Here is a 14,429-nt window from a genome sequence, read left to right on the forward strand (position 1 = left end):
TTACCACTGTTTTTCAACTCCTGGCGGCGGACTTTGACGTCTGCGCTGTTGCGCTTCATAACGCATTTTATTGCGCAATAATACGGCTGGATCATCCTCAATCCTATTCAACCATTGCTGCATTTGCTGCTGCAATTCTTCTTCCGAGGCATCACCGAACTCACTTTGCAGAGGCTTTTCTTGCTCACCTTCAGGTGCGGCTTGCTGCTGCTCCGATGCGTCACTTTGTTCGTTCGACTCTTGCTTTTGTTGCTGTTGCTGCTCTTGTTGGCCAGCTTGCTGGTCGTTTTGTTCAGGTTCGGATTGTTGTTGCTCACCAGACTGCTGCTCACCTTGCTCGCCTTGTTGATTTTGCGAATGATTATTTTGTGCATCGCCTTGCTGATTATTTTCAGATTGTTGCTGTTTTTGCTCAGCGAGTTGTTCGGCGAGGTCCATATTGTCTTGCGCTTGCAGCCAATTGGGGCGTCGCTCCAGCGCTGCAGCATAGGCGTTTTTAGCCTCGTCATAGCGCTCCATTTGCATCAAGGTATTGCCTTGATTATAGAAGCCTTCTGCACTGTCGAGCTGAGAAAAGTCAACCAAGGCCTGATCATAATTACCAGCACGATAATTGGCGGTGCCGCGTTGCCATGCATCTTCCGCTATTTGAGCGGCGCGTTCGTTATCACCGAGGCGCAAGGCCTTATCGGCTTGCTGATAAGGCGTTTGCCACAGCTTGTCCTGCCATGATAACGGCTCGCGTTCATTGGCGTGAGCCGGTAACCAAAAACTGCTACTAAGCACGAAACAAACGAATACAGGCAACGCACCGCGCCGCGCCAACGGCAGCAATAACAGCATAATAATAGGTATTAGCCATGGGCCCTGATCCTGCCATTGGTCGCCTGCTTGCATGGCGCTGGCTTCGCCTTCACGTTGCAGCGGCGGCTGATTCGATAAATATTCGAGATCTTGTTGATCAGAGCGGATTTCACTATACCGACCACCACTACGTGCAGCCAGCGTTTGCAGTGCACCTGGTTGCAATTGTGGGATGACCACATTATTGCTTGCGTCACGCAACAAACGGCCATCTGGCAACGTTATTGGTGCGCCTTCTGCGGTGCCTACGGCAAGTACACTAAGCCGGTGCTGCGTGCGGTTTAGGAAATCATTGATATCTTGCTGGTCACGGCTATCAATGCCGTCGGTGAACCAATAAATATCGCCTTGCGGGTACCCGGCATCTTGCAACAGTTGATCGGCAAGGTTTAATGCGCGAATCGGGTAGCTGCCTGGGGTTGGCATAATGTCTGGGCTTAGGGCTCGGATCAGATTGGTCAGGTTCCCGCCATCGCCGGTTAGTGGGCTAATGGTAAAGGCATCGCCGGCATAAGCGATCAAACCAATCTCGCCGTCCAGTTTATCGCGTACAAGGTCAGTCGCTTTGTACCGCATTTGGGTAAGCCGGTTGGGGGCAAGGTCGGTACTGTAAACGGACAATGACATGTCCATAATAACCACTGAACCTGCTTGCAACTGAAACACTGGTTGCGGCAATCGTTGCCACGTCGGCCCAGCTAAGGCCACAGCGGTTACCGCTAAGGCTGCATTGACCAACAGCAGTGGCCAGCGCGCAGCGCGGCCCCCGCTTTCGGGCAGTAACAAAGGTTTCAAATGGGGTGGCAGCAATCGTGACCAACCGGTTTGCTGACCGGCGTTACGCCAAACGATTATCGCCAATACCATAATAGGGATCAGTGTTAATAACCACCACGGGCGCAATAGATGGAAATCAGCCATGTTGCCTCCGAATGGTTCGTATTCTTGCGAATAAAGCGAGCATCAGAACCAGCCACGTTGCCCCAAGTGGCCAATAATAGAGTGCAGTTTGCGGGCGGCGTAACTGATTTTCACCTTGTACCGGTTCGTAACTGTCCAGTTGAGTATAGATGCGCTCGAGTTCTTCAGTGCTGCGCGCGCGAAAATATTCACCACCGGTTTCAGTGGCCAGTTGACGCAACATGCCTTCGTCCAGATCGCGACTGGGGTTAACGCGGCGTTGGCCAAAAAAGCCATCGACAATGATTTCTTCGGCACCAACACCAATGGTGTAAATTTTGACGTCGTAATATTTAGCAAGCTGTAAAGCCTGCTCAGGTGACACGTTTCCAGCAGTATTCTGACCGTCAGTGACCAGTACCAGAATCTTGTTACTTTGCTCGCGTTCGGCAAAACGCTTAACACTCAAAGCAATCGCATCACCGATAGCCGTGCGTTCACCGATTAGCCGCAACACCGTTTCATCGAGCATATCTTTCACGGTTTCACGATCAAAGGTCATCGGCGCCTGCACATACGCAGTATCCGCAAATAGCACCAAACCTAATCGGTCGCCAACGCGCCGCTCAATAAAATCACGCATCACGTGCTTTAGCATACTTAGTCGGTCAACTTGTTCGCCAGCAATAGTCATATCAGCAATTTCCATACTGCCGGATAAGTCGACTGCGATCATCATTTCGCGTGCTTCATTTTTTGCTGCAACCGGCTCACCAAGCCATTGAGGACGCATGAGAGCTACCACCAATAGCGTCCAAATGAATACCCCCAGATAGCGCGACAGACGACCACTGGTAGGTTGGCTCGAAGCGGAAGCCATGGTTGGTAAATAAGTTACCTGCAATGGCTGCACAGGCTGTTTATAGGCTTTGCGAAGGCGCCAGTAAATGAGCGGTAGCGGCCATGCAAGGATGGCCCAGAACCATGCGAAATCAATCATCGGTTGACTCCTGCAAAGCCTGTAAATTTTTGCGTGAAGGCGGTAAAGCTTGCCGCAACCAATAGTCAGCGAATTCGATATAGGCGCTTAACCACTGCTGTTGCTGCAGGGCAGGCTGGTAACTAGCCTGGCTAACAGACTCCGCGAGGGTAGCAAAGCGCTGCCGTTGTTTTGCCGACAGCTGTTGCAACAAGAAATGCCACCATTGTTGTTGGCTTTGGCTACTCACATGGTGCGCCGGGAAGTAGGCGAGCGCAGCTTGCTTGAGCAATAGCGATACTGCTGCCAGCGACTGCGGTGGATGCTGCTGTAATTGGCTAAGTGCCAGGCGGCGTGCATGGCGGATACGGTATGCGCGTCGTATTGCGAATAGGCTGGTTACTAACAGCACTGCGCCACTAATGATAACGACATACCAACCCATGGCTAGCGGCCACCAGTTAGCTGCTGGTGCTGCAACAATGTCGTGCAATTGAACGATGCTGTCGAGCATGATCATAGCACCACTCCCGGCCATTGGCTTTCAAGTGCATCGGCCGCACTGAATTGACGCAGCTCGGCACCCAGTTGCTGCCATTGTTGCACCAAACGCGCTTGCCGCTGTTGCTGCGCATGCGCATAGGCATGACGTTGATGTTGGTCAGCCGGGTCAACGAGCAGGTGTTGCTCGCCATCAGTCATTGCCAACTGTTGATGGGCTGCATGGTCAGGTAGCTTGAGTTCCAACGGATCGATAGTTTGAAATGGCAGCAGTTGACAATGCCGCTGCAAAGCTAAGCAATGTTGCCAGATTGCAGGATCATCGCTTAGCCAATCACTAATCAGGTAAATAAGGCTGCCCGGTCGCGCCACATGCTGGATACGTTCAAGCGCAGCTGCAAAGACGTTGCTTGTGCCACGCTGTTGTTGCCAGTGTTCTACGGCGAGTTGCTGTTGCTCAATTAAGTGATGGATAACATTCAGTACCCCATGATGTCGGCCTTGGGGTTTGATTTCGGCGTGACCTTGGCCACTGGTGATGACTGCACCGATGCGATCGTTACGGGCTGCAGCAAGCCAAGCCAATGCACTCGCCAGATGACAGGCTTGCACAGATTTAAACAGTAACTGGCTGCCAAACTGCATGCTGTCGCTTAAATCGACCACCACAAATACCGGCCGCTCACGCTCTTCGCGAAACAGCTTGGTATGCGGCGTACCGGTGCGAGCGGTTACGCGCCAATCAATGGCACGAATATCGTCACCGGCCTGGTAATGACGAAACTCGTCAAACTCCATACCGCGGCCTTTAAATTTGCTCAATAACGCGCCAGTGCGGCCGGGCGGTGGATTCAGTCGACGAAACCGCGCAAAGGCATTGACCTTGCTGCGGTAATACATCAGCTCGTGACTGGTAACATGCACACCGTCGCTGCGCCAGGTATTGAGCCATTGGGACACGTTAGCAGGGGAAAGCATGGTCATTTACGGCGCTGGAACAAGTTGAATAATCTGATCCAGCACGTGATCTGCGTTTATTCCGTCAGCTTCGGCTTGATAGCTGAGAATGATGCGGTGGCGTAGCACCTTGGCATACACCGCATGAATGTCATCAGGTGTCACGAAATCACGCTGTTGCAGCCATGCGCGCGCCCGTGCACAGCGATCAAGCGCAATGGTCGCACGTGGACTGGCGCCATAACTAATCCAGCGGGCTAAATCACTGCTATAAAAACTGGGTTCGCGCGAGGCAATCACTAACTGCACCAGATAGTTTTCCACCGCTTCGTCCATATAAATACTCAACACCTCTTTGCGGGCATTGAAAATATCCTGCTGCTTTAGTGGCTTCGGCATTGCTGCCTGGCCCTGTAACTCTTCACCACGGGTTAGGCGCAAAATGTCACGCTCAGTTTCGGCATTCGGATACCCAAGGCTTAAATGCATGACAAAACGGTCAAGCTGAGCTTCCGGCAGTGGGTACGTGCCTTCTTGCTCAAGTGGGTTTTGGGTTGCGAGCACCATAAACAGTGGCGGCAAAGGGTAGGTTTTTTGTCCGACCGTAATTTGTCGCTCAGCCATGGCCTCAAGCAACGCCGACTGAACTTTAGCAGGGGCACGGTTGATTTCGTCGGCCAGCACAATGTTATGGAACAGCGGGCCCTGCTGGAATACGAACTCGCCAGTTTCAGGACGGTAAATATCGGTACCGGTTAAATCAGCAGGTAATAAGTCAGGGGTGAATTGCACGCGATGAAAGCTGCCTTCAACGCCTTTGGCCAGCGCATTTACGGCACGCGTTTTGGCTAATCCCGGAGGGCCTTCCACCAGTAAATGGCCATCGGCAAGCAGCGCGATGAGCAGGCTTTCAGTGAAATCAGGTTGCCCCAGTACTTGACTGTCAAGGTAGTTGCGTAATGCTTGAAACTGTTCAGCTGCCATCAGAATCCTCTGCTGTTTGTATAATACCGCTATACTATCGTTATACTCTAAGTTCGCACTTTACCGAAAACAACGGTTTAATTCTCGCCAAAGACCCGTTAAAATTTGTAACTATCTATGAGGTCAGACCAGATTAAGGAATGACCATAACAAAACAACAGAGGAAAAATCTATGGCCGCACGTCAGAATCTGACCACTGCTTCAGGCGATCGCATTGCGATTGTGGCAGGCTTGCGTACACCGTTTGCCAAGCAGGCGACCTATTTTCATGGCGTTCCTGCCTTGGATATGGGCAAAATGGTTGTACAAGAGCTGCTCAATCGTTACAGCTTAGACCCTCGTGAGGTTGAGCAATTGGTGTACGGGCAAGTGGTTCAAATGCCAAAAGCACCTAACATTGCTCGCGAAATTGTTTTGGGTACAAGTTTACCGGTTACAACGGATGCGTACAGTGTATCACGCGCTTGTGCCACCAGCTTCCAAACTACGGTAAACGTGTTAGAAAGCATGATGGTTGGCAATATCTCAGTGGGGATTGCGGGCGGGGCTGATTCTTCGTCGGTATTGCCGATTGGTGTTTCGCGCTCATTGGCGCATGCCTTGGTTGATTTGAACAAGGCCCGCACGCTAGGTCGGCGCTGGTCAATTCTGAAACAGTTACGTTTCAAAGATTTATTGCCGGTGCCACCAGCTATTGCCGAGTACAGCACTGGCTTAACCATGGGCGATACTGCGGAGCAAATGGCGAAAACGCATAATATCAGTCGTGCCGATCAAGATGCGCTGGCACATCGCTCGCATAGCTTGGCACATGAGTCGTGGGAAGCCGGTAAGTTAGATGGCGAAGTGATGACGGCCTATGCTGAACCCTACAACGATTTTCTTAAGCGTGATAACACGGTACGTAGCGACTCGAAATTGGATGGTTACGCCAAATTACGCCCTGTATTTGATAAGAAGCACGGCACTGTTACCGCCGCCAACAGCACCGCATTAACCGATGGTGCAAGCGCCATCTTATTGATGACTGAAAGCAAGGCCAAAGCGTTAGGTTATGAGGTGCTGGGTTACATTCGTAGCTATGCGTTTAGCGCCATTGACGTGTGGGAAGACATGTTAATGGGCCCATCGTACGCAACGCCAATTGCACTTGATCGCGCTGGCATGAAGTTAAGTGACTTAACGGTGATTGAAATGCATGAAGCTTTTGCTGCACAAACGCTCGCGAACATGAAGATGTTCGCCAGTAAGAAATTTGCACAGGACAAGCTGAGACGCAATGAAGCCATTGGTGAAATTGATATGGATAAATTTAACGTGATGGGCGGTTCACTGGCTTATGGCCATCCGTTTGCAGCGACCGGTGCACGTTTGATTACGCAAACTTTAAATGAACTGAAACGCCGCGGCGGTGGGGTAGGCTTAACGACTGCCTGTGCTGCCGGTGGTTTAGGTGCAGCAATGATTGTGGAGACTGAATAATGAGCGAACAAAAAGCCTTTACGCTAGAGTTACGCGACGATCACGTGGCGGTCATTCACATTGATGTGCCAGGCGAATCAATGAATACCTTAAAAGCATCTTTTGCCGAAGAAGTGGCACAGGTGCTGAATCAGCTCGAACATCAAAGCGACTTGAAAGGCGTGGTGGTGATTAGCGACAAACCAGGATCATTTGTCGCCGGTGCCGATATCAGTATGATTGATGCGTGTGAAAACGCAGCGGATACTGAAAGCTTGGCACGCCAGGGGCAAGCCATGTTCGATCGTATTGAAGCGCTGAAGGTGCCCGTTGTGGCAGCAATTGATGGGGCTTGTTTAGGCGGTGGTTTAGAGCTTGCGTTAGCCTGTCACCATCGTATTGCAACCGACAGTAACAAGACCATTATTGGCTTACCGGAAGTTCAGCTTGGTTTATTACCAGGCTCAGGTGGTACGCAGCGTCTACCGCGCTTAATTGGCATTCAAAAGGCGCTACCATTAATTCTCACGGGTAAACAGTTGCGCGCAAAGCAGGCGAAGAAACTCGGGATTGTTGATGATGTTGTACCGTCGAGCATTCTGCTTGAAGCTGCGATTGAACTGGCGTTGGCCAGTAAGGCGCGAGTAAAAAAGGTGAAGCACTCGTGGTTAAATAAGGTGCTTGAAGGCACCAGTGTGGGTCGCGGAATTATCTTTAGCAAGGCGCGCGAGCAGGCTCAAGCAAAGGCTAAAGGCAACTATCCAGCGTTGGATAAGATTATCGATACGATTGCTTATGGTGCTGATAAAGGCTTCGAAGCAGGGCTGGAATTTGAAGCTCGTGCGTTCGGCGAGTTGGCAATGACGCCTGAGTCGAAACAGCTGCGAAACATTTTCTTTGCCACAACAGCGATGAAAAAAGAAACCGGTGCAGGGGATACCAAACCACGCAAGGTTGAGCGCGTTGGGGTACTCGGTGGTGGTTTAATGGGGGGCGGTATTGCCTATGTAACCGCTGCCAAGGCAGGTCTTACTGCACGCATCAAAGACATTTCTGAAACAGGCATCGTGCATGCGCTGAAATACAGCTATGACTTACTGAACAAAAAAGTGAAGCGTAAACACATGACGCGCACTGAACTTGAAGCAACCATGTTGCGCTTGAGTGGCAGTTTGGACTATAGCGGCTTTGACCGCGTGGATGTTGTCATTGAAGCGGTATTTGAAGATCTCAAGTTGAAGCAACAAATGGTGGCAGATATCGAATCTGTGGCAAGTGAGAACACTATTTTTGCGACCAATACGTCGAGTTTACCGATCACAAAAATAGCTGCGACCGCACAACGTCCGGAAAATGTCATCGGATTACATTATTTTTCGCCGGTTGATAAAATGCCTTTGGCTGAAATCATTACCCACAAGGGTACCTCGGATGAAACCATTGCCACGACGGTCGCGCTTGCCAAGAAACAAGGCAAAACGCCAATTGTGGTCACCGATGGCGCGGGCTTTTATGTGAATCGTATTTTAGCGCCTTACATGAACGAAGCGGCACGGTTGGTGCTGGCTGGCGAACCTATTGAAGCGGTTGATAATGCCTTGGTTAAGTTTGGCTTCCCGGTTGGCCCGATGAAATTGATGGATGAAGTGGGTATTGATGTTGCTGCGAAAGTTGCACCAATAATGGCGGATGAGCTGGGTGACCGATTCCGCGCCCCAGATGCATTTGATAAATTATTGGGTGACGATCGCAAGGGCAAAAAGAACAAGAAGGGCTTTTACAATTACTCGGGTAAGAAACCAGGTAAACAAGTGGATGATTCAGTTTATGGTTTGCTTGGCATTACGCCTGCAGCGAAGCTCGGCGCAGAGGAAATAGCCCAGCGCGCTGTATTGCTGATGTTGAATGAGGCGGTATATTGTTTGGACGAAGGTATTATTCGTAGCCCTCGCGATGGTGATATCGGAGCTATCTTTGGTATTGGCTTTCCGCCGTTCCGCGGCGGTCCATTCCGTTACATGGATGCTTTGGGCATTAAAGAAGTAGTAAGCCGTTTACAGGATTACCAACAACAACATGGCGATCGTTACACGCCAGCACCGTTGTTGCTAAAAATGGTCGAGAATAACGAGCGCTTTTATTAAGCGCTCGTAAGTTAAAACATATCTGGAGTTACAATGTTTATTGCGCTGTGTTGTTTGCTGTCTGCGCTGATGTTATACATTCAAGCTTTAACCCATGCGATGGGTGCGAAACGGTGGGGTGTTCTAGGGTTGCTCTTTGGGCCCTTTATTCTGCCGATGTTCTTCACACACAAGCGCATGCGCCTGCTGAAAGCTCAGGGTCAAACTAGTGTATCGATGCTGGTACGCTAATGTGCGCTAAAAATGCGTCACTACTGAGTGGCTCGGCAAATAGGTAACCTTGCGCAAATTCACAGTCCAGGCGGCTTAATGTAGCCGCTTGAGCTGTATTAACAACCCCTTCGGCAACCACATCCAGCCCCATGTTATGCGCCATCGCTACAATCGACGCAACCATATTGCGGTCACGATCGGCACCATTGATGTCATCGACAAAGGCTTTATCGATTTTCAGTGTTTGAATAGGGAAGCGTTTTAAGTAGGCGAGTGACGAATACCCCGTACCAAAGTCATCCAGCGCTAAATGGATGCCGCAATTATTTAACTCAGTCATGATTTCGATGGCGCGCTCAGGGTCTTCCATCACCACGCCTTCAGTAATCTCAAGTTCGAGGTATTCGGGCGACAGCTTTTCTTCCCGTAATATAGTCATGATACGTTGTGTTAAATCAGGCTGGATAAATTGTTTGGCCGATAAATTGACCGCGACGCGACCTTGCACCATGCCTTGTTTGACCCATAAGCACATATCACGACAGGTTTGGCGCAATACTTGTTCACCCATTTCAATAATGAGCCCAGTTTCTTCCGCCAACGGGATGAATTCGCTCGGATTGATAACGCCAGTGCCAGGTATGTTTAAGCGCACCAGAGCCTCTAAACCGACGAACTCGTATGTGCGTAACGACACCTTGGGCTGATACATAACTTGAATGTGCTTATTGCGCAATGCCTGACGTAATTGATTTTCTACCTGTAACCGTCGCACCGCATTTTTATTCATGGAGTCATTGAAGAACTGATAGCTGTGACCACCGCGATTTTTCGCGTGGTACATGGCCGTATCAGCATTCTGCAACAGTTCTTGAGACGATGCGCCGTCACTCGGGTAAACCACAATACCGATTGAACTGCCCACCACAATATCGTTGTCATTGATATGGAATGACTCACCAACATGGGCGAGGATTTGGGTGGCCACATCGGTAATCACACTCAAATCGCTGGTATCTTCAAGCATCAGAACAAACTCATCTCCCCCTAAGCGGAAGAATGTGTCTTGCGGCCGGCCCACTTCAGCAATGCGCTCAGCAACCTGAAGCAAGAGCTGATCACCTATATCATGACCGAGTGAGTCGTTAATTTTCTTAAAGTCGTCTAAATCGAATAACAGCAGCGCATGTTGAATGCGTTTACGCACCAAATTGGCATGGCTCACCTGAAAGTAAGAACGATTGGGCAAGCCGGTCAGGGTATCTGTATTTGATAACCTGCGCAGTTCACGTTCGGCAGCTTTACGTTCGGTAATATCGGCAAAGGTTGCAACATAATGCGATACGCGGTCGCTGTCATCACGAATAGCATCTAAGGTTAATTCAACCTGATACAAGCTGCCGTCTTTGCGTAAATCTTCCACCTCGCCACGCCAACTGCCATGCTGATTCAATAAACGTTTTATCTGTTCAATATATTCAGGGCTATAAAGTTGCAGTGCGAGTGGTCTACCGAGCATATCTTCACGCGAATAACCGGTTATTTTCGCCACGGATGCATTGGTTTCAATAACGTTGAAACTGGCATCATAAATACATACACCGTCTGAAATATTCGTGATGGACGTTGCTAGCATTTTCAGCCGCTCTTCAGCGGCAACCAATGGGGTGATGTCTTTTAGGGTACCGGTCATACGAATGGGTTGATGGTGTTCATCGCGCTCGACCACTTTGCCACGATCTAAAATTGACATCCAACCTTGGTCTGATTTCACACGGTAGGTCATCTCAAAGTAGTTGGTGCTACCGTCTAAATGCTTGCGTAAATTTTGCTGCACTTTACGTATATCAAGCGGATGGATATTGGTTGCAGTGCCGCGCTTACCGGAGCGAATATGGTCAATCGGGAATTCGTTGAGATTACGCCAACTGTTATGTCGATGAATGGTGCCGTGAGGGATATCCCAGTCCCACAGCTGATCACCACTTCCCCAAAGACTAAGTTTAAGGCGTTCTTCACTGTTACGTAATTCAACAATGGCAAGATGGCGCGCCCGTATTACAAAAAACACCGCAACCATAGCTGCCAAGAAAATAAGTGCATAGAGCGCTATTGCCCATGGCGATAGCCAGCCGGGTGCAGCAACGTCCAACATAATTTGCCGCGTGCCGGTCCATGTTTTACCGTCATATGAGGCCTCAACCTTAAACACATAGTTACCATAACTTAGGTTGGTGTATGTGGCGCGGCGGTATTCGGTATCGGTGTACACCCAGCCGCGGTCAAAGCCTTCTAACTGGTATCGGTAGTAAAGCATGCGTGCGTTGGGCGCATAGGGCGCACCAAATTCAATGCTAAATGGGTCTTGAATGGCTGGAACGTAAAGAACTTCAGTATTATAGAGCTGAGGTCGGTTTCTGGGGTCGAGCTGTTGGGCACTTACGGGTTGATTGGCGAGCCGTAAATTGATCAATTCGACTTGCCAGTCTTGGGCCTGAGCTGTCGGAACGAGAATAGCAACCACGCAGACAATAACAATTGTCATGATTACGTTGCGTAAACTGTAATAATGCTGTTGCAAAAGCGACACGGTCGTCCCCAAATGAGGCTGTTTTTTGTACAGCTCTTCTATTTGTTATGTTATTCATCAAATTAAACAATTTAGCGGGATCTGTCAAAGTTCATGGGGCTTGCGGAGAGAAACATTTGGCTTGAGTTATTGTTGAATAATTGTTTTACGCTTATTGAGAAGTGTTCAAATGTCATCTGTTCAATGTCATCGGAGATACGATTTAAGCGCGAAAAATCAAAATCTTGTTGCGTGATGGCACTCCACAAACGCTGGCTTCGCGAGCGTAAACTTGAGTCTTTTTCGGTCAGTTGTTGCGTTAAGCTCTGCTGCGCTTTGTGGAATTCTTCTTCAGATATTTCAGCCATTGTCTTATTCATTGCACCGAAAAACTCGCGAATGGCAGATTCAATCATGTCGCCGTCGACTCGCGACGATTGCACATAAAATAGCAGGTGAGGGTGTTCTTGCATGGGCAAATACGTGGTGCCGACTAAGTAGCCTAACTGCTGCTCTGTGCGTAGCTGGGCGAAAAACCGCGGCTGCAAAACATAGTTCATCAGCATAAATAAGCCCTGATTGGCGGTGCTTGTATCGAGAGATTGCACCACGGCAATCACAGCATGGTCTGGGTGCTGTGTTTGAATTCTTAACGGTTGCGGGAGCTTCGACAATGGTGCGGGGGTCAAATCGGCCACAGATCTTTGCTCGGTCAGCCCCAGCCAGTCAGTCAGTGCGCTGTGCACCGGTTCGAGCTGAGAATCATGTAAATCGCCATGGGCGAACATTTTGGCTGTTGCCTGTTGGAATAATGTCCCGCTGGTTTGGTTAAATACGGCAAAGTCCATCTGCTCGAGCTCGTCAGCAAGTTGCAGTACCGAAAACGTGTGTGGCTGCAGTTGCACATTCAAGTATGAAAACAAGAAGTTTAATGGTTTATGCAAGAGAGCTTGGCGCCAATTGGTTAACAGACGTTGGCGTAAGTCCATCCAACGCTGCTGGCAAAATTTCGGCGCGGTCATGCTGTGAATTAGCGTCTCAGCTAACTGCGGTACGTAATATGCTGGCCCCGAAACGTGCAGCGTAATACCTTGCTGCTGCGGATAGAGATTGAAATGCAACCCAGCAATTTCCGCGTCGTAGCATTGCTCATTGAGTTTATCGAGCATCAGTTCACACCATAATCGCGCTTGCGCAAAGCTCGCGGGCGTAGCGATAACTTTAGGCAGTTGCAGGCCTAAATAAAGGTGTGCTTTCGGCTGGCGAAAATCTAGATCATGCAGGTGCCAGCTTTCTAATCCCGGCGTGACCAGACGTTGTGCTGGAAACTCAGTGGCCTCGTTTGGTGCAATGGTCTGTAACTGCCACGGAACTTTTAAATAAATATTGGCTTCCGGCAAACTTGCCGGTATGGGGTGGTGTTTCAAGTAAGCTTTTTGACGTTCTGCGCTAATCGGTTGTATGGCGTAATGGGTGCCATAAATCGGCTCGACCTGGTCTGTTTCCAACGCCTTATGGATAACCGTTACGCGCATATTATCCGGTTGCATGCAGTCTAAGAATTGGCGGAGCTTGGGTTCAAACAGCCCGTCCATGCGATAATCGCCAAAGATAATATCTTCAGCCAAATAGTGGTGCAGGTTAATCGCAAGTTGCGGTGCAAGGTCGCTCGCGCGCGGTTGTTCCTGAAAGTGAAATGCGTTCATAACGCTAACGCGCCGCTCATCGTAACGCCAGGGAGTTACACCGGATTCGCGTATGGTTTGAATGTAACTATAAATTGCTGCAATTATTGCATCCCGATTGGCCATGCCTTGATCGGTTAACTGCATGTTGATATTAAAGTCTTTAAAGTTACTGCCACTGATGCCGCCCCCGGCAGCTAACGAGTTGATCCAATGTTGGTCACGCAGGTAGCCGTACAAACTGCCAGGGCCTTCGTACCCTAACAGGTGGGCAATGTAGCTGGTGGTTTTATTGGCGTAATCGTCATCAATACCGGGCAGTGCGAATGTTACAATAAGTCGCCGCGCATCTTTCAGTGGCTTCACATGAAGCTCAACCCCAAGTTGTTCAGGTAAATACAGGGGGGCGTTGAGATACAACATATCAGCACAACCACTTTGTATCGACTGGGCATGACGCTGGGCAATTTCAGCAAGCTGCTCAAGTGATTGCGGGCCGACTAACACCAAGGTCATGCGACGTGCGCAATACCAGCGCTGGAAAAATTGCTGCAATTGCTGCTGCAAGGTCGCTTGCGGTGAATCTTTTAGTGTCGAGAGGTTGCCAACTGAAAACTTGCTAAACGGATGCATTGGGTTCGAAGTGGCCTTGTGCACCTGGTAAAGCCGACGTAATTCATCCTGGCGTTTCAATTGAAATTCGGATTCAATCGATTGCAGTTCCTTTTCTACCCATTTTGCGTCAAACAGGGGCTGGTAAAAGAAACGCATGAAACGGTCGAGTGCCTGGTCAAAATAAGCCGCGTCTACAGTGAAATAGTAATTGCTGAATTCAGTACCAGTCCACGCGTTGTGATTGCCACCATGGCCACTAATAAAGGCTTGGTAACTGTTTGCATCGGGGTATTTTTCTGTGCCCAAAAACAACATGTGCTCTAGGAAGTGCGCTAAGCCGTGCGCGTTGTTTGGATCATGAAAATGACCAGCCGCGACAGCAAGCGCTGCGCTTGACTGTCGTGCTTCAGGTTCATGCACAAGCACACAACGCAGCGCATTATCCAATTCAATAATACGATAACTGCGTTGGTCTGTTGGGCTTTTCGTGATTGCGTGATCGTCTAAAATCACACGTGCCGAAGATTCGACTCCTGAGCTTTCAGTCGCCATCGTG

9 protein-coding genes are annotated in these 14,429 nt (G+C 49.6%); 2 read left to right on the forward strand and 7 right to left on the reverse strand.

The annotated features are described in order from the left end of the window. Genes ACN0UN_RS08925 through ACN0UN_RS08945 form a run of 5 tightly spaced genes read right to left on the reverse strand, consistent with a single transcriptional unit; the run spans position 1 to position 5,185 of the window. Positions 1-1,785, reverse strand: a complete 1,785-nt coding sequence (locus ACN0UN_RS08925) for a VWA domain-containing protein (RefSeq protein ID WP_417659672.1) — start codon at positions 1,783-1,785, stop codon at positions 1-3. Next, the gene (locus tag ACN0UN_RS08930) at positions 1,778-2,764 is read right to left on the reverse strand and encodes a vWA domain-containing protein (RefSeq protein WP_417659673.1); all 987 of its coding nucleotides are present in this window, start codon (positions 2,762-2,764) and stop codon (positions 1,778-1,780) included. Before ACN0UN_RS08930 ends, ACN0UN_RS08925 begins: the two co-directional genes overlap by 8 nt. Next, the gene (locus tag ACN0UN_RS08935) at positions 2,757-3,263 is read right to left on the reverse strand and encodes a DUF4381 domain-containing protein (RefSeq protein WP_417659674.1); all 507 of its coding nucleotides are present in this window, start codon (positions 3,261-3,263) and stop codon (positions 2,757-2,759) included. The genes ACN0UN_RS08930 and ACN0UN_RS08935 overlap by 8 nt, the downstream gene beginning before the upstream one ends. Beyond that, a complete protein-coding gene (locus tag ACN0UN_RS08940) occupies positions 3,260-4,228 on the reverse strand; it encodes a DUF58 domain-containing protein (protein WP_417659675.1) in 969 nt (322 codons plus the stop codon). Before ACN0UN_RS08940 ends, ACN0UN_RS08935 begins: the two co-directional genes overlap by 4 nt. Further along, positions 4,229-5,185 (reverse strand): AAA family ATPase, encoded by a 957-nt coding sequence (locus ACN0UN_RS08945; RefSeq protein WP_417659676.1) that lies wholly within the window; start codon positions 5,183-5,185, stop codon positions 4,229-4,231. 172 nt (positions 5,186-5,357) lie between these two features. Here ACN0UN_RS08945 and fadI point away from each other — a divergent pair, with 172 nt between their 5' ends. Together fadI and fadJ are read left to right on the forward strand one after the other, a co-directional pair. Beyond that, positions 5,358-6,668 carry an acetyl-CoA C-acyltransferase FadI gene (gene fadI, locus ACN0UN_RS08950; protein ID WP_417659677.1) on the forward strand — a complete coding sequence of 437 codons (1,311 nt, stop codon included), beginning with the start codon at positions 5,358-5,360 and terminating at the stop codon, positions 6,666-6,668. Beyond that, a complete protein-coding gene (fadJ, locus tag ACN0UN_RS08955; protein WP_417659678.1) occupies positions 6,668-8,791 on the forward strand; it encodes a fatty acid oxidation complex subunit alpha FadJ in 2,124 nt (707 codons plus the stop codon). Before fadI ends, fadJ begins: the two co-directional genes overlap by 1 nt. Positions 8,792-8,996: 205 nt before the next feature. Here fadJ and ACN0UN_RS08960 read toward each other — a convergent pair whose 3' ends face one another. Then, positions 8,997-11,594 (reverse strand): EAL domain-containing protein, encoded by a 2,598-nt coding sequence (locus ACN0UN_RS08960; RefSeq protein WP_417659679.1) that lies wholly within the window; start codon positions 11,592-11,594, stop codon positions 8,997-8,999. Between the two features lie 71 nt (positions 11,595-11,665). Further along, positions 11,666-14,425: an insulinase family protein gene (locus ACN0UN_RS08965; protein WP_417659680.1), complete on the reverse strand. Its 2,760-nt coding sequence runs from the start codon at positions 14,423-14,425 to the stop codon at positions 11,666-11,668. Positions 14,426-14,429: the final 4 nt, after the last annotated feature.

Source organism: Pseudidiomarina sp. (assembly GCF_048267825.1).
Lineage (GTDB): Bacteria > Pseudomonadota > Gammaproteobacteria > Enterobacterales > Alteromonadaceae > Pseudidiomarina.

Excerpts from the sequence above, each read along its gene's own strand:
- ACN0UN_RS08925 (WP_417659672.1), bottom strand. The coding sequence starts at position 1,785 with ATGGCTGATTTCCATCTATTGCGCCCGTGGTGGTTATTAACACTGATC.
- ACN0UN_RS08930 (WP_417659673.1), bottom strand. The coding sequence starts at position 2,764 with ATGATTGATTTCGCATGGTTCTGGGCCATCCTTGCATGGCCGCTACCG.
- ACN0UN_RS08935 (WP_417659674.1), bottom strand. The coding sequence starts at position 3,263 with ATGATCATGCTCGACAGCATCGTTCAATTGCACGACATTGTTGCAGCA.
- ACN0UN_RS08940 (WP_417659675.1), bottom strand. The coding sequence starts at position 4,228 with ATGACCATGCTTTCCCCTGCTAACGTGTCCCAATGGCTCAATACCTGG.
- ACN0UN_RS08945 (WP_417659676.1), bottom strand. The coding sequence starts at position 5,185 with ATGGCAGCTGAACAGTTTCAAGCATTACGCAACTACCTTGACAGTCAA.
- fadI (WP_417659677.1), top strand. The coding sequence starts at position 5,358 with ATGGCCGCACGTCAGAATCTGACCACTGCTTCAGGCGATCGCATTGCG.
- fadJ (WP_417659678.1), top strand. The coding sequence starts at position 6,668 with ATGAGCGAACAAAAAGCCTTTACGCTAGAGTTACGCGACGATCACGTG.
- ACN0UN_RS08965 (WP_417659680.1), bottom strand. The coding sequence starts at position 14,425 with ATGGCGACTGAAAGCTCAGGAGTCGAATCTTCGGCACGTGTGATTTTA.